We start from the raw sequence: 26,181 nt of genomic DNA, 5'->3' as shown, positions 1-26,181 counted from the left end.
GAAATATGAATGTTTTAGTAATTGGCCGCGGTGGGCGTGAGCATGCTTTAGCTTGGAAGTTTGCACAATCTGAAAAAGTAGAAAAGGTGTATGTAGCACCAGGTAATGAAGGTATGCGCGATGTTGCAACACCAGTTGATATTGATGAAAATGATTTTGATGCATTAGTTTTATTTGCTAAAGAGAATAAGGTTGAATTAACTTTCGTTGGACCAGAAATTCCACTTATGAATGGAATTGTTGATCGATTTAACGAAGAGGGACTTCGCGTATTTGGTCCGAATAAAGCGGCTGCTGTTATTGAAGGTAGTAAAGCTTTTACGAAAGAATTAATGAAAAAATATGATATTCCAACTGCGGCGTATGAAACTTTTACAGATTATGAAGAAGCAGTACAGTACATTCAAAAAGTTGGTGCACCAATCGTTATTAAAGCTGACGGCCTAGCTGCTGGTAAAGGCGTGACAGTAGCAATGACACTTGAAGAGGCATTACAAGCTGTGAAAGAAATGCTGCAAGATGTGAAATTCGGCGCGGCAAGTAAGAAGGTCGTTATTGAAGAGTTTTTAGATGGACAAGAATTTTCATTAATGGCATTCGTGAATGGAACAACTGTACATCCAATGGTAATCGCCCAAGATCATAAAAGAGCTTTTGATGGTGATAAAGGTCCAAATACGGGCGGAATGGGTGCGTATTCTCCAGTGCCACAAATTCCAGAATCAGCAGTTCAAGAGGCGATAAAAACGGTATTACATCCAACTGCTAAAGTGATGATTGCAGAAAACCGTTCGTTTACAGGCATTTTATACGCAGGTCTTATTTTAACAAATGATGGTCCAAAGGTAATTGAATTTAATGCACGCTTTGGTGATCCTGAAACAGAAGTAGTATTACCTCGCTTAGAAAACGATTTAGTTGATGTATGTAACGCTGTATTAGATGAAAGTGAGCTAACGTTACAATGGTCAGAGGAAGCAGTAATTGGTGTTGTACTTGCTTCGAAAGGATATCCAGAAGCATATAAAAAAGGTGACATTATTAAAGGATTAGATGCACTGCAAGATGCGATTGTTTTCCATTCAGGCACAGCGATGAAGCATGGTGATTTTGTAACAAACGGTGGCCGTGTACTATTTGTTGCTTGCAAGGCGAATAGTTTACAAGAAGCAAAAGATAAAGTATATAAAGAAATCGGTAAAATTGAGAGTGATGGTCTATTTTATCGAAGTGATATAGGATATCGTGCAATTGAGCATAAGATGACGAGAAGTTAATATGTAAAAATCCCGCTGAGGAATCAGCGGGATTTTTTATGCATCTTTATCTTTTTTTAATTTCCCTTTTTGCTTTGCCATTTCTCGAAGTAAATACTCGATGTGTGCATTGACGCTACGAAACTCATCATTTGCCCATTTTTCGATGACTGCGTGTAATTCAGGATCAATACGTAATGGAAAGCTTTTCTTTTTAGCCATAATTACTTATAGCCCTTAGTATAGGCTTCCTGTATTAATAACCGGTTGCGCACCTTTATCTGAAACGATGGCAACTAATAAGTTGTTTACCATATTTGCTTTACGCTCGTCATCAAGTTCCAGTACGCCTTCTTCATCTAACATATGGATTGAATCTTTGGCCATCTTCACAGCACCTTCAACAATTTCTTTTCTAGCAGCTAATACTGCTTTTGCTTGTTGACGTTGTAGCATTGCATGGGCAATTTCTGTTGCGTAAGCTAAATGCGTTAAACGAGTTTCCAATACTTCTACACCAGCAATTTCAAGACGTGCCTCTAACTCACGTTTTAATTCTTCAGAGATTTCTTCAGTATTTCCGCGTAACGTAATGCAAGTTTCATCTTGGAAATTGTCATATGGATATTTTGTTGCGACGTGGCGGATTGCCGTTTCGCTTTGAATTTCTACAAATCGATCGTAATGTTCAACACCGAACATTGCTTTTGCAGAATCAACTACTTTATATACGATAACAGCTGCAATTTCAATCGGATTTCCCTCAACATCGTTTACTTTTAATTTCTTACTATTAAAGTTTTCAACACGTAAAGATACAGTTTGACGGAATGCGAACGGAATCGTTAAAAATAAACCGTTTTGACGAATTGTTCCTAAATAATTACCAAAGAACGTAATAACTTTCGCTTGATTTGGTTGAACAATCCCGATACCCGTAGCGAGAATTGCGGCTAATACAATAGTTAGTGCTGCTCCTATAAAAATTTCTTGTGCAAGGAAAAATACACCGATAGCCGCTAAAATCAAAATTCCAATAATACCGAGAAAACCATTTACATAAAATACTTGTTTCTCTTTCATATGATCGCCTCCTGATATAAAAATGATATCACTTTTATATCATTTTAAGCAAGAGGTATGCACCTAATTTTCTGAATTTTATTGATTGATATCTTTTATATACATTTTAAGCTTAAAAAGGGAATGTACGTTCTGTTTTTATGGTAAAATAAAGAAGACTTAACCGCCCACTGCAGCAGCTAAGTCCCTTTGAGAGCATCTTGCATCGTGACAAATGATTCAAAGCGGTTTTGCCAGGATTATTTCTTCAATCGCTGACTCAATCTCTTTGTCAGAAGCGTCATAACTTCCTTTTGACTTTGGCTTGTCATGAGAGGAAGTTTGATTCACTTCTTCTTTAGCATGTCCTTTTTCAGTAAAATTCATGCTAGGCATTTTAAATGCACCCATATTCATGTATTTTCCAAACTTCCACGCTTCAACAATAGGGCAGAAGCGAACAATTCCCTCTGCAACTTTCATTGCACCAATCCATAGAAAAATGTTAGACCAAGTGCACCATGGCTTGCGTACAAGTTTAGTTGCACTACATCCGAAGAGGACAAGCCCAAGTGTAATTCGAATTAGAGCGTTTATTGTCCCGATGTTTTGCTTCATTAGAAAAACACTCCTTTTTATGAAAATTGAAATAGTAAATACTACTTCTCTTATTAGTATCCCGTGTGATTTTGGGGATATGTAATCCAACATTTGACGTTGAAAAAGATGTTGGAATGGGCGTGTGTGTCAGTAGCTTTTTTTGTTATAATGAAAGAATGCATAAAAAGAAGATGAAATTAAATCATTCTTTTTGAAAAATATTTAAAAAACAAGATGAAAACTAACTGTTATTTTAAACAGAACTATAGATATAACTAGAGAAAAGGAAGGGTGTTTTCATGTACGATATTTCCGGATGGAAACATGTATTTAAGCTTGATCCAAATAAGGAGTTAAGCGATGAACATTTAGAAATGATTTGTGAGTCTGGAACTGATGCGGTTATTGTAGGCGGAAGTGATGGGGTTACAATTGATAACGTATTACACATGCTAGTTAGCATTCGTAGATATGCTGTTCCTTGTGTATTAGAGGTCTCTGATGTAGAAGCAATTACACCAGGATTTGATTTTTATTACATCCCAAGTGTGTTAAATAGCCGAAAAGTAGAATGGGTAACAGGTGTTCATCATGAGGCATTGAAAGAATTTGGGGATATTATGGACTGGGACGAAATTTTTATGGAAGGGTATTGTGTTTTAAATCCAGAAGCGAAAGTAGCCCAGCTTACAGATGCGAAATGTGATTTAACAGAAGATGACGTTATTGCATATGCTCGTTTAGCAGACAAGTTATTACATTTACCGATATTTTATTTAGAATATAGCGGTACGTATGGAGAAGTTGAACTTGTTAAAAATGTAAAAGCAGAATTGAAACAAGCTAAGTTATACTATGGCGGCGGTATTTCTAATGCAGAACAGGCGAAAGAAATGGCACAATATGCTGATACAGTAGTTGTTGGAAATATTATTTATGATGATATAAAATCGGCGTTAAAAACAGTTAAAGCAGTAAAAGGAGAGTAGGTGCAGGCGTATATGAGTATGACAGATAAGTTATTAAACGGTTTAAATCCACAGCAACAAAAAGCGGTACAAACAACGAATGGACCACTTCTATTAATGGCAGGTGCAGGTAGTGGTAAAACACGTGTGTTAACACACCGTATTGCGTATTTGCTTGGTGAAAAAGGTGTAGCACCATGGAATGTATTAGCTATTACCTTCACAAATAAAGCAGCTCGTGAAATGCGCGAGCGTATTGATACACTTGTGGGACCAGAAGCAGAAGATATTTGGATTTCGACGTTCCACTCTATGTGTGTACGTATTTTACGACGTGATATCGATCGTATTGGCATTAATCGTAACTTTACAATCTTAGATTCAGGTGATCAGTTAACGGTAGTCAAAAAAATTATGAAAGAGCGCAATATTGATCCGAAGAAATTTGAGCCGCGCTCTATTTTAGCGGGTATTAGTAATGCGAAAAATGAACTGTTATCTGCGGATAAATATGCAAAAAAAATTACAATGGCTGATCCATATGAAAAATTAACGAGCGATGTATACACAGAGTATCAAAAACGTCTTTTGAAAAATAATTCATTAGACTTTGATGATTTAATTATGACGACGATTCAGCTATTTGAACGTGTTCCAGAAGTATTGGAGTTTTATCAGCGTAAGTTCCAATATATTCACGTTGATGAGTATCAAGATACGAATAAAGCGCAATATCTTCTTGTTAAACATTTGGCAGCGCGTTTTAAAAATCTTTGCGTTGTAGGTGACTCTGACCAGTCTATTTATCGCTGGCGTGGTGCAGATATTTCTAACATTTTGTCATTCGAAAAAGATTATGAGAATGCACAAGTAATTTTGTTAGAACAAAACTATCGTTCGTCACAAAATATTTTAAATGCAGCGAATGCTGTTATTGAAAAAAATACGAATCGTAAACCGAAGAAATTATGGACGGACAATCAAGTTGGGAGCAAAATTTCGTATTATCGTGCTGCAACTGAAAAGGACGAAGCGTATTTTGTTGCGAAAAAAATTCGTGACGATCTTCAAATGGGGAAACGAAAATACACTGATTTTGCAGTACTATATCGTACGAATGCTCAGTCTCGTATGGTCGAGGAGATTTTCCTTAAATCTAACATCCCGTACAAAATTGTCGGGGGTACGAAGTTCTACGACCGTAAAGAGATTAAAGATATTTTGGCGTACTTACGTTTAATCGGTAATCCAGATGATGAAATTAGTTTTGCACGTATTATTAACATGCCAAAGCGTGGTATTGGTGCGACTTCTATTGATAAAATTATTAATTATGGTGTGCAAAACGGAATTTCATTAACTGCTGTATTTGATGAGATTGAGCATGTTGGAGTAAGTGCAAAAATTACAAAGGCAGTAAAAGAATTCGCAAGTTTATTACACAACTGGGTAAATATGCAAGAGTATTTATCTGTTACAGAATTAGTAGAAGAAGTTATTGAAAAAACAGGCTATCGCGATATGTTGAAAAATGAGCGTTCTTTAGAAGCGGAAGGTCGTTTAGAAAACTTAGACGAGTTCTTATCTGTTACGCAAACATTTGAATCTCAAAGCGAAGATAAGAGTCTTGTTGCATTCTTAACAGATTTAGCACTTGTTGCTGATATTGATCGTGTAGATGAAGACCCAACTGCTGGTGAAGAAGTTATCTTAATGACGATGCACTCAGCGAAAGGATTAGAGTTCCCGGTTGTCTTTATTGTTGGTTTAGAGGAAGGGATATTCCCTCATACTCGTTCTCTTATGGAAGAGGATGAAATGCAAGAAGAACGTCGTCTTGCTTATGTAGGTATTACTCGTGCAGAAGAAGAGCTATATTTATCTAATGCGCAAATGCGTACTTTATTTGGTAGAACAAGTATGAACGCTGCGTCTCGCTTCATTACAGAAATCCCGACAGAACTAGTGGAATCATTAAATGAAACAGCGCCGAAGCGTGAAAATTCGTTTGGTGCAAAAGGCAGAACAGCAAGTAGCAGTAAAATGACAACGACAACCACAACACGCTCTCGTTCAGCTTTCGCGCGTCCTGCAGCTAAGACGACAGGCGGTGAGCAAATTGGCTGGGCAGTAGGCGATAAAGCTTCCCACCAAAAATGGGGAATCGGTACAGTTGTAAGTGTAAAAGGTGAAGGTGATGCAAAAGAATTAGATATTGCGTTCCCAAGCCCGATTGGTGTTAAACGTTTGTTAGCAAAATTTGCACCTGTGACGAAACAATAGAAAGGAATGAGGATATGTCAAAAGAGATAGCAAAAAAACGTATAGAAGAACTGCGTGATTTGTTAAATACATTTAATTATCAATATCACGTATTAGACAATCCTTCTGTTTCTGATGCGGAATATGACCGTAATATGCAGGAGCTTATAAAATTAGAAGCAGAGAACCCAGAGTTTATGAGTGAAGATTCTCCCTCCGTTCGCGTTGGGGGAACTATTCTTGATATATTCGAAAAAGTAACACATAAGTCACCAATGTTAAGTTTAGGAAATGCATTTAACGAAGGAGATTTACGTGATTTCGACAGAAGAGTACGTCAAGGAATTGATGATGCGAATGTAAGATATATATGTGAATTAAAAATTGACGGGCTTGCCGTTTCGCTTCATTATGAAAAAGGACGCTTCATTCAAGGGGCGACACGTGGTGATGGTGTAACGGGTGAAGATATTACTCAAAATTTAAAAACGATTAAAGCTATCCCACTTCGTTTAAATGAAGAAGTAACGTTAGAAGCACGAGGCGAAGCTTATATGCCGAAGCGTTCATTTGTTAAACTAAATGAAGAAAAAGAGCAAAATGGAGAAGATGTATTTGCGAATCCGCGTAATGCGGCAGCAGGCTCAATACGTCAACTTGATCCGAAAATTGCAGCGAAGCGTAACTTATCTATGTTTGTGTACGGTCTTGCGAATGTAGAAGAAAAAACAATTCCATCGCACAGTGAATCGCTTGATTTCCTAGGTGAACTCGGATTTAAGACAAATCCAAATCGCCGTACATGTGAAATAATCGAAGAGGTTATAGCTTATGTAGAAGAATGGCAAGAAAAACGTCCGCATCTTGATTATGAGATTGATGGAATCGTTATAAAAGTAGATGATGTTGCTCTTCAAGAAAGTCTAGGAACTACAGCGAAGAGTCCAAGATGGGCGATTGCTTATAAATTCCCGGCTGAAGAAGTTGTAACGAGATTAACAGGCATTGAATTAAGTGTTGGCCGAACAGGGGTTGTAACACCGACTGCAGAGCTAGAGCCAGTGAGAGTTGCTGGTACGATCGTTCGTCGTGCTTCTTTACATAACGAAGATTTAATTCGTGAAAAAGACATTCGAATTGGTGACTACGTTGTTGTGAAGAAGGCTGGAGATATTATTCCTGAAGTTGTGAACGTTATTTTTGATAAGCGTACTGGTGAAGAAGAAGAATACCGCATGCCAACGCATTGCCCAGCATGTGAGAGTGAACTTGTTCGTTTAGAAGAAGAAGTAGCACTTCGATGTATAAATCCAACTTGTCCAGCTCAAATTCGCGAAGGATTAATTCATTTCGTTTCAAGAAATGCAATGAATATTGATGGGCTTGGAGAACGTGTCATTACACAACTTTTTGATGCAGATTATATTCGTACATTTGCTGATTTATATGCATTAACGAAAGAGCAGTTATTACAGTTAGAACGTTTTGGTGAAAAATCAGCAACAAACTTAATACAAGCAATTGAAAATTCTAAAGAAAACTCGTTAGAGCGATTATTATTTGGTCTTGGAATTCGACACGTTGGAGCGAAAGCAGCACGTACATTTGCAGAGCACTTTGAAACGATGGATGAGCTTGTAAAAGCAACAGAAGAAGAACTAAAAGCAATTAATGAAATTGGCGAAAAAATGGCTCAATCTGTTGTGACATATTTTGATAATGAAGATGTATTAGAGTTATTACAGCAGTTTAAAGAGTATGGCGTGAATATGACATACAAAGGTATAAAAATTGCAGATTTACAAAATGTTGAATCTTACTTCGCAGGAAAAACGGTTGTTTTAACAGGTAAGCTAGAAGTTATGGGACGAAGTGAAGCGAAGAAGAAGATTGAGGCATTAGGTGGAAAAGTAACAGGAAGTGTTAGTAAGAGTACAGATTTGGTTGTTGCAGGTGAATCGGCTGGTTCGAAATTAGCACAAGCGGAGAAACATAATGTTGAGGTTTGGAATGAAGAGAGGTTCTTACAAGAGCTAAATAAGTAAGAGGTGCAAACTTACCATGAAAAAAATAGCATTAGCGGTATTAAGCCTTGGCCTACTTGTAAGTGGGTGTAGTGCAGGTGCCGACAAAGATGAAAAAGTGTCTGAGAAATCGGGGAAAGCAAAAGAACAATCAGTTGTCCCAAAATACGCTATGTCGGATGAATATTATAAGACGACTATTCCATTTTATGGTGGAAAGGCACGTGGTTTAGTCGTGCAAGGAGTAAATAATCGTCTTGATATAGATGAATTTGAAACAGGATTAATGCGTATTGCGAAGGAATCATTTAGTACGAAAGATCATTTCTTTAAAGGCGGAGATACTCTAGAGGCTCAATATGTACAAATGCTTGTTAAAAGAAAGCGTACAAATGCTGAACAGAAAGAACTAGAAGATACATTAAAAAAAGATGCAGTTAAATTTCCAAACATAGGATTAAATCCAGCTTTAGGTGAAGGATCCGAAATACTAGAAGAAAAAAACAAAAAAAATCCAATATATATTTCCAATATTTTAGAGCATGATTATTATGTGAAAAACGGCGACAAAGATGAGCGTAGCGGCATTGTAGTTGGATTAGCAATGAATTCAGTGCATTATTATAATGAAGAACATGGTTACCCACGTGAAGCTACAATCTCGAATGAAAAAATGTTAGCTGAAGGGAAAAAAATGGCGCAAGAAGTCTTGAAGTTTATGCATCAAAAAGATCCTGAAACAAAAAACCTTCCGATAACATTTGCAATTTATCGTCAGGCTCCGAAGGCGTCACTTGTGCCAGGTAATTTTGTTTCTTATGCAAATGTTGAAAAAGGTAGTGAAACGGTTGAAGATTGGAAACAAATTAATGAAAAATATTATTTGTTCCCATCAGAGCAAGCGAAAACAGATAATAAACGTGAAGATCTTGCAAGAGTATCCAACTTTAAGGCAAAACTAAGCGATTATTTCCAAGGCGACTATACAGCTGTTATTGGTACGGGTATGTATAGAGATGATGAATTAAGAGAAATGAAGCTTGATATTCCTGTCCAATTTAATGGAAAAGCTGAAATAGTTGGTTTTACACAATATGTGGCAGGGCTTGTTATGGAATACTTCCCGAATTATATGAAAGTACAAGTAACAATTAAATCTGTAGAACGCCCAGAAGCCATTATTATACGTGAAGCAAAACAAGATGAACCACTTGTGAAAATTTTAGATTAAATATGAAGGCTGTTCCTCTAAGGAACAGCTTTTTTTCTTATGCAATTTTGTTATAATTTAAAATGTTGTAAATAATAGGGGTAAGGGGTAAAGCTCATGGAAGAATTAAGTTTTCAAGTCATTATTTTATTAATTGCATTCGGTTTTTTAGCAGCTTTTATTGATTCGGTTGTTGGAGGAGGAGGGTTAATTTCGCTTCCGGCGCTTATGTTTGTTGGCTTATCGCCAGCTTCGGCAATTGCAACGAATAAATTAGCGGCAACGATGGGGACGTTTACGAGTGCGATGTATTTCATTCGATCAGGAAAAGTTGATTTTAAAATTGTAGGAAAGTTAATCCCGTTAACTATTGTTGGAGCTGTTGTAGGCGCTTTAGTAGTAAAATTTATTCCATCGGATATTTTACGCCCATTAGTACTTGTAATGTTGGTATTTATTGCTATTTATATTATTGCAAAAAAGAATTGGGGAAGTGTGTCTACCTATAAGAAGATGACGCAAAGAAAAACATTAATATTTTTCTTTGCTATTTTAATGATAGGATTTTATGATGGATTTTTTGGACCAGGGACAGGGTCGTTTTTAATTTTTGCATTTTTATTAATTGGCTTGGATTTTATTCAAGCGGCAGCATCTGGAAAACTTTTGAACTTTGTTAGTAATATTGTATCTTTAATTACTTTTTTATTTTTAGACATAATTCATTTTGAATACGGTATTATCATGGGATTATCAATGATCTTAGGTGCTTATTTTGGATCGAAGTTTGCGGTTCAAAAAGGTGTTGGATATGTAAGAACTTTATTTTTATTAGTTACTATATTATTGATTGGGAAAAATGTTTTGGAATATACTCATATTTTGTAGATTCATACGCATGTATGAATCTCTTTTTTTATTATATTTTAAAAATTTATTAATTTTTAAAATATAAGTCTAGGAATATTTGAATAAATCTAAATTATCGTGTAGAATAATGTTGTAAAATGTAAACGTTTTTCTAAGGGGAGGCTAAAAAAAATGGTAGTAGCATACAAACATGAGCCATTTACAGATTTTTCAGTGGAGGCTAACAAATTAGCGTTTGAAGAAGGTTTAAAGAAAGTAGAATCTTATCTTGGACAAGACTATCCATTAATTATTGGGGGAGAAAAAATCACTACAGAAGACAAAATTGTTTCTGTAAACCCTGCAAATAAAGAGGAACTTGTTGGTCGTGTTTCAAAAGCAAGCCGTGAGTTAGCTGAAAAAGCAATGCAAGTAGCGGATGAAACATTCCAAACTTGGAGAAAATCAAAGCCAGAAATGCGTGCAGACATTTTATTCCGTGCTGCAGCAATCGTTCGTCGCAGAAAACATGAATTCTCTGCTATTCTTGTAAAAGAAGCAGGTAAGCCATGGAATGAGGCAGATGCTGATACAGCAGAAGCAATCGACTTTATGGAATATTATGGTCGTCAAATGTTAAAATTAAAAGACGGTATTCCAGTAGAAAGCCGTCCAATTGAATATAATCGTTTCTCTTACATTCCATTAGGAGTAGGTGTTATCATTTCTCCTTGGAACTTCCCATTCGCAATTATGGCAGGTATGACAACAGCTGCTTTAGTTTCTGGTAACACAGTATTACTAAAACCAGCTAGTACAACTCCTGTAGTAGCAGCGAAATTTATGGAAGTATTAGAAGAAGCTGGCTTACCAGCTGGCGTAGTAAACTTCGTTCCAGGTAACGGTTCTGAAGTTGGTGACTACTTAGTAGATCATCCTCGTACACGTTTCGTAAGCTTCACGGGATCTCGTGATGTAGGTATCCGTATCTATGAGCGTGCAGCGAAAGTAAACCCAGGACAAATTTGGTTAAAACGTGTTATCGCTGAAATGGGCGGTAAAGATACAATCGTTGTTGATAAAGAAGCAGATCTTGAATTAGCAGCTAAGTCTATCGTTGCATCAGCATTCGGATTCTCAGGACAAAAATGTTCTGCATGTTCTCGTGCAGTAATCCATGAAGATGTATACGATCACGTATTAAATCGTGCTGTTGAATTAACGAAAGAATTAACAGTTGCTAACCCAGCAGTATTAGGTACAAACATGGGTCCTGTTAATGACCAAGCTGCATTTGATAAAGTAATGAGCTATGTTGCAATTGGTAAAGAAGAAGGTAGAATCTTAGCAGGTGGCGAAGGAGACGATTCTAAAGGCTGGTTCATCCAACCAACAATCGTTGCTGACGTTGCAGAAGATGCTCGCTTAATGAAAGAAGAAATCTTCGGACCAGTAGTAGCATTCTGTAAAGCGAAAGACTTCGATCATGCACTTGCAATTGCAAACAATACGGAATACGGTTTAACAGGTGCTGTTATTACTAACAACCGTGACCATATTGAAAAAGCACGCGAAGACTTCCACGTTGGTAACTTATACTTCAACCGTGGATGTACTGGTGCAATCGTAGGTTACCAACCATTCGGTGGCTTTAACATGTCTGGTACAGACTCTAAAGCTGGTGGACCTGATTACTTAGCACTTCACATGCAAGCAAAAACTACTTCTGAAACTTTATAAGAAATAGTAGAGGAGCTCTTCACAGAATGTGAAGAGCTCCTTTTAAAATTGAAATCCTATATATTACCATCGTTCGAAGGGAATGAGCTAAAACCTATTAATAGCGTGATAAACATGTGAACAGAAATAAAATGATGAGAAAAGTTGACTTATTAGTCATATTTTTTAGTATTCATTTTGAGAATTTCCTGTATAATACAATTTGAAAGAAAATCTATGGTTCGACAAGGAACACTCCTTTCAGTTTTGCTCACTGAAAGGAGTGTTTTTTTATGTAGCTAAAAATTCTTGCGTGCTTATTACATTTGCATATACGCCATTTAAACTAGCTAAAATTGTATTGTGAATATAAACAGCTGGTATAGTAGCGTTCTTAAAAGAAAGGTCTTTTGTAGCACAAGCGTCATGTATAACGGTACATTGAAAGCCAAAATCGAATGCAGCCCTTACTGTTGCATCGATACACATATGAGTCATCATCCCGCATACAACGACATGTTCAATATTTAAACGTTTTAATTGCTCTAGAAGATTAGTTTCTCGGAAGCTATTTGGATAATGTTTGACTATAACTGTTTCTTCTCTAAGTGGACGTACGCTTTCATGAATATGTACACCTTCTGTATTAGGTAGGAAAAAAGTAGCGTCATCTTTTATAGCTACGTGTTGGATATGAAAAATAGGTTCGCTGTTTGTTCTAAAGTGTTGTAATAACTGATTAGTATATTCGCTTGCTTCTACTGGATTACGCAATTCCATCTTTCCATTTGGAAAATAATCGTTTTGAATATCGACGAGTAAAAGAGCTGTTTTCATATATTTATCTTCCTCCGAGTTTCATATTCAAATAAATTTATTCAATTTGTAGAGAGGATTCTCCTGTTTAAAAATATGAGGAAGAAGAATTTTAAATAACCTTGAAAGTTACTAATTTTCAGATGAATATTCATCTGAAAATTTTAATAAAGGAATAATTAATATTTTTCTAAAAAATGTATTGACTCTTATTATTCTGAGTTCTATAATGAGAATTAATTAAACGACAATTAAATCGATACATTCTTATCCAGAGAGGTGGAGGGACTGGCCCTACGATACCTCAGCAACGGGTTTTTTAATACCGTGCTAACTCCAGCAAGCCATATAAAGGCTTGGAAGATGAGAAGATGTGAACGAGTACATATAAGTGCTCTCCTTCTTATCTTTATGGTTGATAAGAAGGAGGGCACTTTTTATTTTACCTCGAAAGCTCTACTTTAAGTTTTTACAGCATATAGGAGGGGGAAAAATGATTTCTTTTAACAATGTAAGTAAAGTGTATGAATCAGCTGGGCAATCTGTTCATGCGGTGGAGGATGTAACATTATCAGTTGAGAAAGGCGAAATTTTTGGCATTATCGGTTTTAGTGGAGCTGGAAAGAGTACATTATTACGCTTAGTAAATATGTTAGAGAGACCGACGGCAGGAACGATTTCAATAGATGATAAAGATATTACATCATTATCGACGAAAGAATTACGCAAACTAAGACAAAGAATCGGAATGATTTTTCAAAGCTTTAATTTATTTAATTCAAGAACAGTGTTTGGGAATATTGCTTATCCATTAAAGTTAGCGAAATTGCCAAAGAACGAGATAAAGGAACGAGTGAATGAACTGCTGAGGTTTGTAGGGTTAGAAGATAAAGCAAACTATTATCCAGAACAGCTATCAGGGGGACAAAAGCAGCGTGTTGGTATTGCTAGAGCACTTGCGACATCGCCAGATATTCTTATATGTGATGAGGCAACATCAGCCTTAGATCCAGAAACGACGACAGAAATTCTAAACTTATTAAAGAAAGTAAATCGAGAATACAATTTAACAATTCTTCTTATTACACATGAAATGCATGTTGTGAAAGAAATTTGTCACCGTGTAGCTGTAATGGAGAAGGGAAAAGTTATTGAAGAAGGAAAACTGTTTGATGTTTTCACGCAACCAAAAACAAAGACGACTCAAAACTTTGTACGTTCTGTTATTAATGATCATTTACCAGAAAGTGTTCTAGCGAAAATTCAAAATGGTGGTCAAATTTATCGTCTAACATTTACTGGTGAGGAGACAGGACAGCCGGTACTATCATATATCGCAAAAAACTATAACGTTGATGTAAATGTACTGTACGGAAATATTATTGAACTTCAAAATGTGCTATTTGGAAATCTGCTTGTAGAATTGCAAGGTGAGCAGAGGGAAATTCAAAAAGCATTACAACATCTAAGACTGCAAGTGCAGCTGAAGGAGGTAGAAGCTCATGCGAGTTGATTGGAGTATATTTTGGCCGCGCATACTAGATGCGACGGGAGATACCCTCTTAATGGTAATTGTAACACTTATATTCGCTACAATTCTTGGTATACCTCTAGGTTTACTTTTATATGTAACGAGAAAAGGAAACTTTTTAGAAAATAAATGGGTCTTTTCTATTCTTAACATCATAATTAATACAATTCGTCCGGTACCATTCATTATCTTTTTAGTAGCTTTAAGCCCACTAACAAGAAGCGTTATTGGAACGACGATTGGAACAGCAGCGGCAATTTTCCCGATGACGTTAGTCGCATCAATTGGTATTGCTAGAATGGTTGAAACAAATCTTGTTTCCGTTCCGAAAGGAGTAATTGAAGCAGCGCAAGCAATGGGCGCCTCGCCAATTAGAATCGTTTTTGAAATCCTTGTACCAGAAGCGTTAGCACCATTAATCTTAGGTGTCACGTTTATGACAGTTGGTTTAATTGAATTTTCTGCAGTTGCTGGGCTTGTCGGTGGTGGCGGTCTTGGTGACTTGGCAATGACATATGGTTATCAACGTTTTGATACATCGGTTATGTTCGTAACGGTCGTGTTACTTATCATTCTCGTACAGATAGCTCAAAATTTAGGAAACTACTTTGCGAAAGTCTTGTTACGCAGATCATAAAAAGGAAGAGAGGAAAAGAAAATGAAGAAAATTTTAGCATTTGCATTATCAGCGATTGTAGGAGTCTCAGCATTAAGCGGCTGCTCAAGTGGAGACACGGGTGCAGGAGCGAAAGAAAAAGTAGTTCGCGTCGGTGTAACTGGAACGGATGGAGACGCTTGGGAAATTTTGAAGAAAAAAGCTGAAAAAGAAGGGATTAAAGTTAAACTGATTGAGTTCTCTGATTACACAACGCCAAATAAAGCGTTAGCTGATGGAGATATTGAATTAAACTCATTCCAGCATATTGCTTTCTTAGAGCAATTTAAAAAAGAGCATAAGTTAGATATTACAGCTGTTGGTACAACGCAAATTGCACCAATGGGTTTATACTCTGAAAAATATAAGAAAGCAAATGAAATCCCAGATGGTTCAGAAATTGCAATTCCAAACGATCCAACGAACCAAGCACGTGCATTAAAACTTCTTGATGCAGCTGGGTTATTAAAGCTTAAAAAAGATTTTGGCTTATTTGGAGATCCAAGCGGCATTGCTGAAAATCCGAAGAAATTAAAAATCACGCCGGTTATCGCACAGCAAACACCTCGTGTATTAAAAGATGTAGCAGCTTCAGTTATTAATAACGGTGTTGCTGGTCAAGCTGGATTAGATCCAGCGAAGGATCCTATTTTCTTAGAAGATCCAAAGAATGAAAATGCGAAGCCTTATATTAATATTTTCGCAGCTCGTACGAAAGATAAAGATGATCCAACACTGAAAAAAGTAATTGAATTATATCATTCAAAAGAAGTAACAGATGCAATTAAGAAAGAAACAAATGATGGTTCAATTTCAGTTGACCTTTCACTTGAGGAGCTTGAAAAAATCGTAAAATAATGATTGGGTTTAATGGACTAACAGAAGGAACCCCTCCGCTGTTAGTTCGTTCAACATATAATCTACTTAACAAACGAACCCTAATTCTGTACCTTCCAATTTTGTATAACGTAGAATCCAATGTTTGTTAAGTAGAGTAATGGATCAGGAGTTTTCCTGGTCTTTTTTTATGAATGAAAGTAGATAGCGAACAGTAAGGTAATCCAAATTATAATGGGATAAGAAAATAAGCTGAAAAGGAGTGTAATTACGAATTGCTTTTGATGAATTAAGTGTTTTTTTGGTAAAAAAAAGAAAATAGAAAAGAGAGTAATGAAAAATGCTGATATTACGCCGGGGTTATAGGAGCGATAAATGAAAAACAAAATAATATGTTGAACAGAGTTAAAGAAGATGGCCCCTTGTATAAAAATAATCCAGCATATAGAAGACAAGAAGTTAAGTTGATATAGAAAGACGATAAGTAATACAAAGATTGTTAATACGGAAATGGCAATGAAGAATTGTTGGCTAGTTATAATACGGATTGAAAATTGATTAGCAAGATATTGTGGCATTTGGAAAGCTTCTTCAAGGTTATGAATGAAAAATAATAAGGGAATGATCCAGAGTATAGTAGTGGAATGCTTTTTCATCAACTTACATCACTCCAATAAAGTATAGAAAGCCTAAAAAAGGCCCTCTATACAGAGATAGTTATTCAATTATGATATTTTTTAAATTAACATCATGATGCTCTCGTTCTTTCGGATAAGCAGCTAGTTCCTCTTGTAAAATATTTAATATTTGCTTAGCTGATTGCTGGATTGGATTAGGTAGCTCTTCTAATATATGCATCCCGACTTTTACTTTTGTACGAATTACCCTTCGTAGTAATTCCTCATGCATGTACTACACCTCCAAAGCGAATATTTAGTACATCTTCTTCAAATTTTGCTCCTTGAATAGAAAGGTGTGTTAATGTTTTGGGTAACGTGATGTTCCGTTTAACAGAACCGGCTCGAATAATAAGTTCATCACCTTTTTGATTTAATGAAAGTTCACTTTTATTTGAGAAGGGAATAGAAAGAATGAAAATATAATCATCGCCATCTTTTTTTACATATTGTGTGCGGCCGTTAAATTTCACTTCAGTAGGACAATGATCAGTTTTAAATAAAGCATCTCCTACACGCCCTAACATAGGTAAACCAACAACTTCTTGTTCAAACATTGGAGCTTCGTAAATAGGAAGCGGCTGAAAACTATCTTGAATTAATGTTTTATATTTTTTTTGAGTATCTTTCCATGCTTGAAAATAAGGATCGGTGACAGTGTTAGGGATGACGCGGTTAATCATAATGGCATCTACGTTATAATCGTATAAATTTAAATAAGTAAAGCTACGCTGAGCTTCTTTAATGACCATTTTTTCGGGATTTACAACGATGCGGATACTTGTTATTTCTCGGTTTGATAAAATATCTCTCATTTCTCCGAGCTGTTCAAGTGTATTCGTTAATTCGTCCATAATATCATCGTTTGGAAGAGGAACACCAAGAAGTGGTTGAGCTACAGGGCGAACAACTTTTAAAACTTTTCTTTTAATAGGAAAGAGTTTTTCCATCCACCAGCTGAGCATGTCTGGAAAGCTGAGCATTGCTAATGTTTCTCCTGTTGGAGCACAATCAATGATAATAACATCATATGTGTTTTGTTTATAATAATCGAGTACGCGAAGTAAGCTAATTAAATCTTCCATACCAGGAAACATCGTTAACTCTTCTGTTGTAATATCATCAGCTGCTTTGGAAGTGAAGAGTAGCGTAATATATTTCTGTAATTTCCCCCAGCCTTTTTCCATCTCATAAATCGTATTAATTTCTTGTGCCCACAAATTTTCACGAATTTCTAATGGCTCAGAAGATAGCTTTATACCAAATGAATCTCCTAAACTATGAGCAGGATCTGTACTCATTACTAATGTTTTTAATCCTTGTTTTGCGCTTTGAAGCGCTGTTGCTGCTGAAATGCTAGTTTTTCCTACGCCGCCTTTACCTGTATACAAAATAATTCTCATTATTCTATCCCCTTTGTTTCGAGTATCGAATATTACGAGTATCGAAATAAAATATTGAATAAAAACCCAACTAGGGTTTTATTCAATCGGAATGTTTTTCATTTTAGGTGTAGAAACCTTTTCTTCTGTTTTTTGCTGTGACGTAGCGATGTGATTCATGATCTTTTGGAAGATTTGTAGTAAGAATGCTTTTTCTTCTTCTGATAATGCTTCTGTCACTAGGTTAAAGTAATGGGCTGCATTTTGTTTTACTTCTTGGACGAGCATTACGCCGTTTTCTGTTAAACGAATTAATACAATGCGTCGGTCGTTTTCATCACGGTACCTTTCAATATATCCCTTTTTTACGAGGCGATTTACAACACCTGTCGTTGTACTCATCGGTATATCAAGAAGGTCAGCAATTTTTGTCATTGTAATATCTGTATTTCGCTCCATCCAAAGTAAACAAAATACTTCTGTTTTAGAAAGTGTTAAATCTAGGCTTACCCATTCTTCAGGATAGAAAAGTTTCTTGGCGTTATCTAGCAGTAAGTCTAAAAAATGTTCATATTGCAACAATTAATTCCACTCCCGTATATTTCGAGGTTCGTAATATTTATTTTTATTTTATGTAGAATAGAAATAATTGTCAATGTTTTTAATTGATTTTTCAGATTAAAAAGAAAACTATCTTTAAAATAGTATTCTTTTATGATAGATTTATAAATATAAAACTAGAATTTACATAAAAATCCATCATGGTAAATATACTTATCTATAATGGGTATACAGCTAACGAGGGGGAGAACGATGAGAAGACGTAATACGCAAGCGTTCACATTTTTAGCATGGACTTCATTTGTTTGTGCGCTTTCAGGTATGCTAATTGGGATTTATACGTTAGATGAAACGCTTAGTGTAAAAGGATACTATTTAATTGGAACACTATTTTTAACGATGTCTTGTTTTGTGTTACAAAAAACAATTCGTGATAATGAAGAAGATAACGAGAGATTTCCGAAAAATAAACCGTTAGATAAAGAGTAAATTGTAAAGAAAGGCATTTGCCTTTCTTTTTTTATGTAAAAATGGCGTAAGTGCCGTGTGTTGACTTGCTTGAAGTACTGAAAATTTGGTATCATCAATAGTATTGTAGATTGAACGATATATTATGGAGGTGGCCTAGCCGTGTCAAGAATTTCCGTTGAGAATGTAAAGCACGTAGCACATTTAGCACGTCTTGCAATTACTGATCAAGAAGCTGAAAAATTTCAAAAACAACTAGATGCAATTGTTACATTTGCAGAACAGTTAAATGAATTAGATACAACAGATGTAAAACCAACAACTCATGTATTAACTATGAAAAATGTTATGCGTGAAGATGTACCAGAAAAAGGTTTACCAGTCGAAGAAGTATTAAAAAATGCACCGGATCACAAAGATAATCAAATCCGTGTTCCAGCAGTATTAGAATAGAGGAGGGGAATTTCGATGTCATTATTTGATCATTCAGTATCAGAGTTACATAAGAAATTAAACAACAAAGAAATTTCCGTTACGGATTTAGTAGAAGAATCTTACAAACGTATTGCGGATGTTGAAGATAACGTAAAAGCTTTTCTTACATTAGATGAAGAAAATGCACGCGCAAAAGCGAAAGAATTAGATGCAAAAATCGGCGCTGAAGATAATGGTTTATTATTCGGTATGCCGATTGGTGTAAAAGATAACATTGTAACTAACGGCCTTCGTACAACTTGTGCGAGTAAAATGTTAGCAAACTTCGATCCAATTTATGATGCGACAGTTGTGCAAAAGCTAAAAGCTGCTGGCACGATTACAATCGGTAAATTAAACATGGACGAGTTTGCAATGGGTTCTTCAAATGAAAACTCAGGATTCTACGCTACGAAAAACCCATGGAACTTAGATTACGTTCCGGGCGGATCTAGTGGTGGTTCTGCAGCAGCTGTAGCAGCGGGAGAAGTACTATTCTCTCTAGGTTCTGATACGGGTGGTTCTATCCGTCAGCCGGCTGCATATTGCGGTGTTGTAGGTTTAAAACCAACTTACGGACGCGTATCTCGTTACGGATTAGTAGCATTCGCATCTTCACTTGACCAAATCGGACCGATTACACGTACAGTAGAAGACAATGCATACTTATTACAAGCTATTTCAGGTATTGACCGCATGGATGCAACTTCTGCAAATGTTGAAGTTGGAAACTATTTAGCTGGTTTAACAGGCGATGTTAAAGGTTTACGCATTGCTGTACCGAAAGAATACTTAGGCGAAGGTGTTGGCGAAGAAGCTCGTGAGTCAGTACTAGCTGCTTTAAAAGTATTAGAAGGTATGGGCGCAACTTGGGAGGAAGTATCTCTTCCGCACTCTAAATACGCTCTAGCAACGTATTACTTATTATCTTCTTCTGAAGCATCTGCTAACCTTTCACGCTTTGATGGCGTGCGTTACGGTGTTCGTTCTGATAATGTAAATAACTTATTAGATCTTTACAAAAACACACGTAGTGAAGGTTTCGGTGATGAAGTTAAACGTCGTATTATGCTTGGTACATTTGCCCTTAGCTCTGGTTACTATGATGCATATTACAAAAAAGCACAACAAGTACGTACATTAATTAAAAATGACTTTGAAAATGTATTTGCTAACTATGATGTTATTATTGGACCAACAACACCAACTCCGGCATTTAAAGTTGGAGAAAAAGTTGACGACCCAATGACAATGTATGCAAATGACATTTTAACAATCCCAGTAAACTTAGCGGGTGTTCCAGCGATTTCAGTTCCATGTGGATTCGGTGCTAACAACATGCCACTTGGTCTACAAATCATTGGTAAACACTTCGATGAAGCGACAATTTACCGCGTTGCACATGCGTTTGAGCAAGCAACAGACTATCATACAAAAAAAGCAAGTCTGTAAGGAGGCGAGCATAGATGAATTTAGAAACAATTATTGGTTTAGAGGTTCACGTTGAGTTAAAAACAAATTCGAAAATTTTCTCTGCGAGTCCAACAGAATTCGGAGCGGAGCCAAATACACAAACAAGTGTAATTGACTTAGGATACCCAGGGGTACTTCCTACTTTAAATAAAGAAGCAGTTAACTTTGCAATGAAAGCTGCAATGGCATTAAACTGTGAGATCGCAACGGAAACGAAGTTCGACCGTAAAAACTATTTCTATCCAGATAATCCGAAAGCTTACCAAATTTCTCAATTTGATAAGCCAATTGGTGAAAATGGTTGGATTGAAATCGAAGTAGACGGTAAAAAGAAACGTATCGGTATTACACGTCTTCATTTAGAAGAAGATGCTGGTAAATCAACGCATACAGCTGATGGTTCATTAGTAGACTACAACCGTCAAGGTATGCCTTTAATCGAGATCGTATCTGAGCCAGATATGCGTACGCCAGAAGAAGCATATGCATACTTAGAGAAGTTAAAATCAATCATTCAATATACTGGTGTATCTGATTGTAAGATGGAAGAAGGTTCTCTGCGTTGTGATGCGAACATTTCTCTTCGTCCAGTTGGACAAGAGAAGTTTGGTACAAAAGCGGAACTGAAAAACTTAAACTCATTCACTTACGTACAAAAAGGTCTTGAGCACGAGCAAGTGCGCCAAGAAAAAGAACTGTTATCTGGTGGTATCATCCAACAAGAAACACGTCGTTATGATGAAGCAACGAAGAAAACAATCTTAATGCGTGTGAAAGAAGGATCTGACGATTACCGTTACTTCCCGGAGCCAGACTTAGTTGAACTTTACATCGACGATGAGTGGAAAGAAGCAGTTCGAGCTTCTATTCCAGAACTTCCAGATGCGCGTAAAGCTCGCTACGTTGCAGAAATTGGCTTACCAGCTTATGATGCACACGTATTAACATTAACGAAAGAAATGTCTGATTTCTTTGAAGCGACTGTTGCAGACGGTGCTGATGCGAAATTAACATCGAACTGGTTAATGGGTGAAGTACTTGCATACTTAAACAAACAACAAAAAGAATTAAAAGACGTTGCATTAACGCCTGCTGGTTTATCTAAAATGGTTCAATTAATTGAAAAAGGTACAATTTCTTCTAAAATTGCGAAGAAAGTATTTAATGAATTAATCGAAAAAGGTGGAGACCCAGAAGAAATCGTTAAAGCGAAAGGTCTTGTTCAAATTTCTGACGAGGGTACACTTCGTAAAGTTGTAACAGAAATTCTTGATAATAATGGGCAATCTATCGAAGACTTTAAAAACGGTAAAGACCGTGCAATTGGGTTCTTAGTTGGTCAAATTATGAAAGCTACAAAAGGACAAGCAAATCCACCGCTTGTTAACAAAATCTTACTTGAAGAGATTAATAAGCGATAATAGTAGTGACTTTTAAAGATTAAGCAGAAAAACACCCGTACATGGGTGTTTTTCTAGGTTAATCAAACGTTTGTTTAAATGAGACAAAATCGTTTAAACAAACGTTTGATTAACTGTCAAAAGTGGAAAAATGTTTGTATAGCAACTATGGTATGATAGTTGCAAAAAGGTGGGAATAATGATAAATCTAAACATAGAGGTTTTTTTTCATCTCATGAAATAATAGATAGTTATTATTCGTTATATGTAAATTTTTATGGAAGAATGGATAGAAATAAAGTGAAACTTTAATCAGTGGGAGGTTCATCCAAAGCTGATTATTAGCCCACACCAATCGGGCATTTACTGCCCACAAATAGCGGGATAAATTTTTTGGTCAAATAAAACAAAACCATTGAAATGAATATTTACTTTTGATGGACTACACGAATCGGGTTCTTACTGCCTGTTTGAGCGGGATAAAAGAAGGATAGCAAGATGAGAGGAGGTAGGCATGGGAATACTGAATAGAAGTTCGGTATGTTCTTTTTCGATGCATAAAGAAATTTCCTGTGCTAATAAATGATGAAGCGAGCAAGAATTATTTATAATCCTACTTCTGGGCGTGAGCTATTTAAGAAGAGCTTACCAGAAGTATTACAAAAATTAGAACAAGCTGGCTATGAGACATCTTGTCATGCGACAACGGGTCCTGGAGACGCTACTGTGGCGGCGAGGCAAGCTGCGGATCGTAAGTTTGATGTTGTTATTGCCGCTGGTGGCGACGGTACATTAAATGAAGTAGTAAACGGTTTAGTTGGACATGAATTCCGCCCGAAATTTGGAATTATTCCAGTTGGAACGACAAATGACTTTGCACGTGCGATTGGTGTACCTCGTTCTATTGAAGAGGCAGCAGATATTATTTGCGAAGGAAAAACAGTGCCATTAGACCTCGGTAGAGCGAACGATACATATTTTATTAACATCGCTGGTGGCGGTCGTATTACAGAATTAACATACGAAGTACCGAGTAAGTTAAAGACAGTATTAGGACAACTTGCTTATTACCTAAAAGGTATCGAGATGTTACCATCATTGCATCCGACATATGTTGAAATTGAGTATGATGGAAAGTTACTACAAGAAGAAATTACGATGTTTTTAATTACGAATACTCGTTCAGTAGGTGGATTTGAAAAGGTAGCACCGTATGCATCTATTAACGATGGGTTATTTGACCTATTAGTACTGAAAAAAGGTTCTATCGCTGATTTAATTAAAGCAGCAACACAAGCACAACGTGGTGAACATATTAATAATCCAAAAGTGTTATATACACAAGCGAACCGAATTAAAGTACATTCACCAGATAAACTAATGATTAATTTAGATGGTGAGTATGGTGGAGATGCACCGATGGAATTTGAAAATATATATCATTGTTTAGAACTATTTGTTCCTGAACATCAAGAGGATGCCTTGTAAAGGCATCCTTTTTTACTTTGTTAAAATGAATTGTAAATTGGGAGTTAGTTTGATTTTTATGGTATTTTTACAATTCTTTTATTTTACATCCATATTTTATTGATACACTGGAGGAGATAAGAAACGAGAGGTAGGATGCTATGGAGAAGGTAAAAGCAATACTATTTGATAAAGATGGGACATTAATGGATTTTCATTCAATTTGGATAAAAGTAGCTGAAGAACTTGTAGCTGAATGTATAAGTTTATATCATTTACCAAGTACAATAGGGCAGACCTTATTAGAAGAGATTGGTGTAGAGGGAGCATTTGTTAATCCGAGGAGTGCAATAGCTGCTGGAACAAGCCTTGATGTAGCGAAGGGGCTTTGTAATTATATTGAGTCTGCTAGAGAAGAAGAGATGCATCATTGGGTAAGTGAGAAGTTATTTTCCCTTATGTATGAGCATCGTTCGCATATGAAAATGACAGCAGATTTACCGAAAGTGTTACAGGCATTAAAAGATAAAGGATTTATATTAGGGGTTGTCACGTCGGATGATTTCGCACCAACAGAATTATTTTTAAAACAATATAAGTTGGAGAACTTTTTTGATTATATTATAGCCTCGGATACATTCCTTGCGCAAAAACCAGATAAAAAGATTATAGAAGTGTTTTGTGAGAAATTTAATTTAGAATCATGTGAGGTTGCGGTTGTTGGAGATACGCCAACTGATTTACATTTAGCTAAAAATGGTGGTGATTGCTATGCAATTGGGGTGCTATCTGGTACGGGAGACCGTCCAACATTAGAACCACTTGCTGATTTAGTGTTAGATTCTGTTGGAGAGTTTATTTCTCAATCGGGTGAGTTTTTCTGGGAGAAAGAAAAGTCTAATGTGTAAGGAAAATAAGTCTATAAAGACTCTTAATGAGTCTTTATAGACTTATTTTTTATGCCTGGATACAAAGAATATAGGATAAATGCTAGAAAGGAAAGTTGGCATACATTTTGCAATAAGAAGAGAAAACAATGTAAAGAAAAGGATGGGGTACGCAATGAACACAAAAAAATTTGCTAAAGTAAATGAACAAATTCCAGGACCGAAAGCGGCATCTTTATTGGAACGCCGTCAAAATATAGTACCAAAAGGAGTAAGTAACGGCATCCCAACGTTTGTACAATCTGCAAATGGTGCTCTTGTAACGGATGTTGATGGCAATCAGTACATTGATTTTGCAGGAGCAATCGGGACAATTAACGTAGGACATTGTCATCCAACGGTTAAAGAAGCGCTCCATAAACAAGTCGATCAATACATTCATACTGGATTTAATGTCATGATGTATGAGCCATATATTGAATTAGCGGAAAAGCTTGCGGCATTGGCACCAGGAAGTTTCGATAAGCAAGTCCTATTTTTAAATAGTGGTGCAGAAGCAGTTGAGAACGCGGTGAAAATCGCTCGTAAATATACGAAGAGACCTGGTATTATCGCATTTTCTAAAGGTTTCCACGGGCGTACATTAATGACAATGACGATGACAAGTAAAGTGAAGCCATATAAATTTGGGTTTGGTCCCTTTGCTCCAGAAGTATATAAAGCGCCATTTCCATACGAATACCGTCGCCCAGAGGGATTAACGGAAGAGCAGTATGATGATTTTATTATTGAAGAGTTTAAGAACTTCTTCATATCGGAAGTAGCACCAGAAACAATTGCAGCTGTTGTAATGGAACCTGTTCAAGGGGAAGGTGGATTTATCGTCCCAAGTAAGAAATTTGTTCAAGAAGTACGCCGCATTTGTTCAGAGAACGGCATCTTATTTGTAGCGGATGAAATACAAACAGGCTTTAGTCGTACAGGAAAATATTTTGCAATTGATCACTATGATGTCGTTCCAGATTTAATTACAGTGTCTAAATCATTAGGGGCTGGTGTACCGATAAGTGGTGTCATTGGACGTAAAGAAATTATGAATGAATCTGTACCAGGTGAACTTGGTGGAACGTATGCAGGAAGTCCATTAGGATGTGCGGCTGCATTAGCTGTTCTCGATGTAATAGAAAATGAGAAACTAAATGATAGAGCGATAGAATTAGGAAAAGACGTAATGAACCGATTCGAAGAGATGAAAAATAAATATCATTGCATCGGTGATGTGCGTGGGTTAGGCGCAATGTGTGCATTTGAGGTCGTTCAAGATCGTAAGACGAAAGCACCTGACAAAACGTTAACGGCTAATCTATGTGCAGAAGCAAATAAGCGTGGGTTACTTTTATTATCAGCAGGAACGTATGGAAATGTTATACGTGTGTTAATGCCTTTAATTATTACAGATGAGCAACTTGAAGAAGGATTAACAATAATTGAAGAATCGTTGCAAGCTTGTTATGAGCAAACAAACATCGCTCGCGTTTAAAAACTGAAGTATAAATAGCAAACATTCTAGCTGACTCTATATTAAATGCAGAAAATTCACTTT

At 36.4% G+C, this 26,181-nt stretch carries 24 protein-coding genes, 1 pseudogene and 1 riboswitch; of the genes and pseudogenes, 17 read left to right on the top strand and 8 right to left on the bottom strand.

Annotated elements, in window-relative coordinates; all coding sequences use genetic code 11:
* Positions 1–5: 5 nt before the first annotated feature.
* Positions 6–1,277, top strand: a complete 1,272-nt coding sequence (gene purD, locus MR160_RS11295) for a phosphoribosylamine--glycine ligase (RefSeq protein ID WP_242297358.1) — start codon at positions 6–8, stop codon at positions 1,275–1,277.
* A gap of 36 nt (positions 1,278–1,313) precedes the next feature.
* Here the strand turns inward: purD and MR160_RS11290 are convergent, their stop codons facing one another.
* From MR160_RS11290 to MR160_RS11280, 3 genes are all read right to left on the bottom strand, one after another.
* Complete coding sequence (locus MR160_RS11290) at positions 1,314–1,478, bottom strand: type II toxin-antitoxin system antitoxin (RefSeq protein ID WP_001085171.1); 165 nt, start codon at positions 1,476–1,478, stop codon at positions 1,314–1,316.
* Between the two features lie 15 nt (positions 1,479–1,493).
* Positions 1,494–2,339 (bottom strand): SPFH domain-containing protein, encoded by an 846-nt coding sequence (locus MR160_RS11285; RefSeq protein WP_000660674.1) that lies wholly within the window; start codon positions 2,337–2,339, stop codon positions 1,494–1,496.
* Positions 2,340–2,558: 219 nt separating this feature from the next.
* Positions 2,559–2,936, bottom strand: a complete 378-nt coding sequence (locus MR160_RS11280; protein WP_000812342.1) for a YgaP family membrane protein — start codon at positions 2,934–2,936, stop codon at positions 2,559–2,561.
* A 281-nt stretch (positions 2,937–3,217) separates the two neighbouring features.
* Here MR160_RS11280 and pcrB point away from each other — a divergent pair, with 281 nt between their 5' ends.
* The 6 genes from pcrB to pruA all read left to right on the top strand — a co-directional run bounded on the left by pcrB (position 3,218) and on the right by pruA (position 11,971).
* A complete protein-coding gene (pcrB, locus tag MR160_RS11275) occupies positions 3,218–3,907 on the top strand; it encodes a heptaprenylglyceryl phosphate synthase (protein ID WP_000272084.1) in 690 nt (229 codons plus the stop codon).
* Between the two features lie 12 nt (positions 3,908–3,919).
* Positions 3,920–6,169, top strand: a complete 2,250-nt coding sequence (gene pcrA / locus MR160_RS11270; protein WP_003309016.1) for a DNA helicase PcrA — start codon at positions 3,920–3,922, stop codon at positions 6,167–6,169.
* A gap of 14 nt (positions 6,170–6,183) precedes the next feature.
* Positions 6,184–8,193, top strand: a complete 2,010-nt coding sequence (gene ligA, locus MR160_RS11265; protein ID WP_098900413.1) for an NAD-dependent DNA ligase LigA — start codon at positions 6,184–6,186, stop codon at positions 8,191–8,193.
* Positions 8,194–8,209: 16 nt separating this feature from the next.
* A complete protein-coding gene (locus MR160_RS11260) occupies positions 8,210–9,403 on the top strand; it encodes a CamS family sex pheromone protein (RefSeq protein WP_000717037.1) in 1,194 nt (397 codons plus the stop codon).
* A 96-nt stretch (positions 9,404–9,499) separates the two neighbouring features.
* Positions 9,500–10,270 (top strand): TSUP family transporter, encoded by a 771-nt coding sequence (locus MR160_RS11255; protein ID WP_098900412.1) that lies wholly within the window; start codon positions 9,500–9,502, stop codon positions 10,268–10,270.
* A gap of 153 nt (positions 10,271–10,423) precedes the next feature.
* On the top strand, positions 10,424–11,971 hold the full coding sequence (gene pruA, locus MR160_RS11250) for an L-glutamate gamma-semialdehyde dehydrogenase (protein ID WP_000259555.1): 1,548 nt from the start codon (positions 10,424–10,426) through the stop codon (positions 11,969–11,971).
* A gap of 250 nt (positions 11,972–12,221) precedes the next feature.
* On the opposite strand, the pseudogene MR160_RS11245 reads toward pruA, so the two are convergent.
* Positions 12,222–12,787: pseudogene (locus tag MR160_RS11245) on the bottom strand (cysteine hydrolase family protein).
* 243 nt (positions 12,788–13,030) lie between these two features.
* Positions 13,031–13,136: riboswitch (SAM riboswitch) on the top strand.
* Positions 13,137–13,259: 123 nt separating this feature from the next.
* On the opposite strand from MR160_RS11245, the gene MR160_RS11240 reads away from it, so the two are divergent.
* Genes MR160_RS11240 through MR160_RS11230 form a run of 3 tightly spaced genes read left to right on the top strand, consistent with a single transcriptional unit; the run spans position 13,260 to position 15,810 of the window.
* Positions 13,260–14,279 carry a methionine ABC transporter ATP-binding protein gene (locus tag MR160_RS11240; protein WP_000622967.1) on the top strand — a complete coding sequence of 340 codons (1,020 nt, stop codon included), beginning with the start codon at positions 13,260–13,262 and terminating at the stop codon, positions 14,277–14,279.
* Positions 14,269–14,934, top strand: a complete 666-nt coding sequence (locus tag MR160_RS11235) for a methionine ABC transporter permease (protein WP_001261865.1) — start codon at positions 14,269–14,271, stop codon at positions 14,932–14,934. Before MR160_RS11240 ends, MR160_RS11235 begins: the two co-directional genes overlap by 11 nt.
* Before the next feature lie 21 nt (positions 14,935–14,955).
* A complete protein-coding gene (locus MR160_RS11230) occupies positions 14,956–15,810 on the top strand; it encodes a MetQ/NlpA family ABC transporter substrate-binding protein (protein ID WP_000721600.1) in 855 nt (284 codons plus the stop codon).
* 167 nt (positions 15,811–15,977) lie between these two features.
* On the opposite strand, the gene MR160_RS11225 is transcribed toward MR160_RS11230, so the two are convergent.
* From MR160_RS11225 to MR160_RS11210, 4 genes are all read right to left on the bottom strand, one after another.
* Positions 15,978–16,445 (bottom strand): HXXEE domain-containing protein, encoded by a 468-nt coding sequence (locus MR160_RS11225; protein WP_242297366.1) that lies wholly within the window; start codon positions 16,443–16,445, stop codon positions 15,978–15,980.
* Between the two features lie 61 nt (positions 16,446–16,506).
* Positions 16,507–16,698, bottom strand: coding sequence for a DUF3926 domain-containing protein (locus MR160_RS11220; RefSeq protein WP_000544107.1), 192 nt, complete (start codon positions 16,696–16,698; stop codon positions 16,507–16,509).
* Complete coding sequence (locus MR160_RS11215) at positions 16,691–17,872, bottom strand: ArsA family ATPase (protein ID WP_098900411.1); 1,182 nt, start codon at positions 17,870–17,872, stop codon at positions 16,691–16,693. The genes MR160_RS11220 and MR160_RS11215 overlap by 8 nt, the downstream gene beginning before the upstream one ends.
* A 75-nt stretch (positions 17,873–17,947) precedes the next feature.
* The gene (locus MR160_RS11210) at positions 17,948–18,430 is read right to left on the bottom strand and encodes a MarR family winged helix-turn-helix transcriptional regulator (RefSeq protein ID WP_000942477.1); all 483 of its coding nucleotides are present in this window, start codon (positions 18,428–18,430) and stop codon (positions 17,948–17,950) included.
* Positions 18,431–18,661: 231 nt separating this feature from the next.
* Here MR160_RS11210 and MR160_RS11205 point away from each other — a divergent pair, with 231 nt between their 5' ends.
* The 7 genes from MR160_RS11205 (at position 18,662) to gabT (ending at position 26,118) form a co-directional block, all read left to right on the top strand.
* Entirely contained in the window at positions 18,662–18,898 is a 237-nt protein-coding gene (locus MR160_RS11205; RefSeq protein WP_001254393.1) for a YiaA/YiaB family inner membrane protein, read from the top strand.
* Positions 18,899–19,039: 141 nt separating this feature from the next.
* Positions 19,040–19,330, top strand: coding sequence for an Asp-tRNA(Asn)/Glu-tRNA(Gln) amidotransferase subunit GatC (gene gatC, locus MR160_RS11200; protein WP_000086999.1), 291 nt, complete (start codon positions 19,040–19,042; stop codon positions 19,328–19,330).
* 15 nt (positions 19,331–19,345) lie between these two features.
* A complete protein-coding gene (gatA, locus tag MR160_RS11195; RefSeq protein WP_242297356.1) occupies positions 19,346–20,803 on the top strand; it encodes an Asp-tRNA(Asn)/Glu-tRNA(Gln) amidotransferase subunit GatA in 1,458 nt (485 codons plus the stop codon).
* 14 nt (positions 20,804–20,817) lie between these two features.
* Positions 20,818–22,245 (top strand): Asp-tRNA(Asn)/Glu-tRNA(Gln) amidotransferase subunit GatB, encoded by a 1,428-nt coding sequence (gene gatB, locus MR160_RS11190; RefSeq protein ID WP_001047684.1) that lies wholly within the window; start codon positions 20,818–20,820, stop codon positions 22,243–22,245.
* 561 nt (positions 22,246–22,806) lie between these two features.
* On the top strand, positions 22,807–23,712 hold the full coding sequence (locus tag MR160_RS11185) for a diacylglycerol kinase (protein ID WP_000977679.1): 906 nt from the start codon (positions 22,807–22,809) through the stop codon (positions 23,710–23,712).
* A 140-nt stretch (positions 23,713–23,852) separates the two neighbouring features.
* A complete protein-coding gene (locus tag MR160_RS11180) occupies positions 23,853–24,599 on the top strand; it encodes an HAD family hydrolase (protein ID WP_242297354.1) in 747 nt (248 codons plus the stop codon).
* A gap of 154 nt (positions 24,600–24,753) precedes the next feature.
* The gene (gabT, locus tag MR160_RS11175; RefSeq protein WP_242297353.1) at positions 24,754–26,118 is read left to right on the top strand and encodes a 4-aminobutyrate--2-oxoglutarate transaminase; all 1,365 of its coding nucleotides are present in this window, start codon (positions 24,754–24,756) and stop codon (positions 26,116–26,118) included.
* Positions 26,119–26,181 lie beyond the last annotated feature (63 nt).

It is taken from the genome of Bacillus cereus group sp. BfR-BA-01382 (genome assembly GCF_022663475.1).
Taxonomy (GTDB): domain Bacteria; phylum Bacillota; class Bacilli; order Bacillales; family Bacillaceae_G; genus Bacillus_A; species Bacillus_A thuringiensis_S.
The sequence above is the reverse complement of the archived record's forward strand: the minus strand, read 5'-3'. Positions and strand labels throughout refer to the sequence as shown.

Bases quoted from the DNA above. Each gene is read 5' to 3' on its own strand.
- purD (WP_242297358.1), top strand. From the start codon at position 6: ATGAATGTTTTAGTAATTGGCCGCGGTGGGCGTGAGCATGCTTTAGCT.
- MR160_RS11290 (WP_001085171.1), bottom strand. From the start codon at position 1,478: ATGGCTAAAAAGAAAAGCTTTCCATTACGTATTGATCCTGAATTACAC.
- MR160_RS11285 (WP_000660674.1), bottom strand. From the start codon at position 2,339: ATGAAAGAGAAACAAGTATTTTATGTAAATGGTTTTCTCGGTATTATT.
- MR160_RS11280 (WP_000812342.1), bottom strand. From the start codon at position 2,936: ATGAAGCAAAACATCGGGACAATAAACGCTCTAATTCGAATTACACTT.
- pcrB (WP_000272084.1), top strand. From the start codon at position 3,218: ATGTACGATATTTCCGGATGGAAACATGTATTTAAGCTTGATCCAAAT.
- pcrA (WP_003309016.1), top strand. From the start codon at position 3,920: ATGAGTATGACAGATAAGTTATTAAACGGTTTAAATCCACAGCAACAA.
- ligA (WP_098900413.1), top strand. From the start codon at position 6,184: ATGTCAAAAGAGATAGCAAAAAAACGTATAGAAGAACTGCGTGATTTG.
- MR160_RS11260 (WP_000717037.1), top strand. From the start codon at position 8,210: ATGAAAAAAATAGCATTAGCGGTATTAAGCCTTGGCCTACTTGTAAGT.
- MR160_RS11255 (WP_098900412.1), top strand. From the start codon at position 9,500: ATGGAAGAATTAAGTTTTCAAGTCATTATTTTATTAATTGCATTCGGT.
- pruA (WP_000259555.1), top strand. From the start codon at position 10,424: ATGGTAGTAGCATACAAACATGAGCCATTTACAGATTTTTCAGTGGAG.
- MR160_RS11240 (WP_000622967.1), top strand. From the start codon at position 13,260: ATGATTTCTTTTAACAATGTAAGTAAAGTGTATGAATCAGCTGGGCAA.
- MR160_RS11235 (WP_001261865.1), top strand. From the start codon at position 14,269: ATGCGAGTTGATTGGAGTATATTTTGGCCGCGCATACTAGATGCGACG.
- MR160_RS11230 (WP_000721600.1), top strand. From the start codon at position 14,956: ATGAAGAAAATTTTAGCATTTGCATTATCAGCGATTGTAGGAGTCTCA.
- MR160_RS11225 (WP_242297366.1), bottom strand. From the start codon at position 16,445: ATGAAAAAGCATTCCACTACTATACTCTGGATCATTCCCTTATTATTT.
- MR160_RS11220 (WP_000544107.1), bottom strand. From the start codon at position 16,698: ATGCATGAGGAATTACTACGAAGGGTAATTCGTACAAAAGTAAAAGTC.
- MR160_RS11205 (WP_001254393.1), top strand. From the start codon at position 18,662: ATGAGAAGACGTAATACGCAAGCGTTCACATTTTTAGCATGGACTTCA.
- gatA (WP_242297356.1), top strand. From the start codon at position 19,346: ATGTCATTATTTGATCATTCAGTATCAGAGTTACATAAGAAATTAAAC.
- gatB (WP_001047684.1), top strand. From the start codon at position 20,818: ATGAATTTAGAAACAATTATTGGTTTAGAGGTTCACGTTGAGTTAAAA.
- MR160_RS11185 (WP_000977679.1), top strand. From the start codon at position 22,807: ATGATGAAGCGAGCAAGAATTATTTATAATCCTACTTCTGGGCGTGAG.
- MR160_RS11180 (WP_242297354.1), top strand. From the start codon at position 23,853: ATGGAGAAGGTAAAAGCAATACTATTTGATAAAGATGGGACATTAATG.
- gabT (WP_242297353.1), top strand. From the start codon at position 24,754: ATGAACACAAAAAAATTTGCTAAAGTAAATGAACAAATTCCAGGACCG.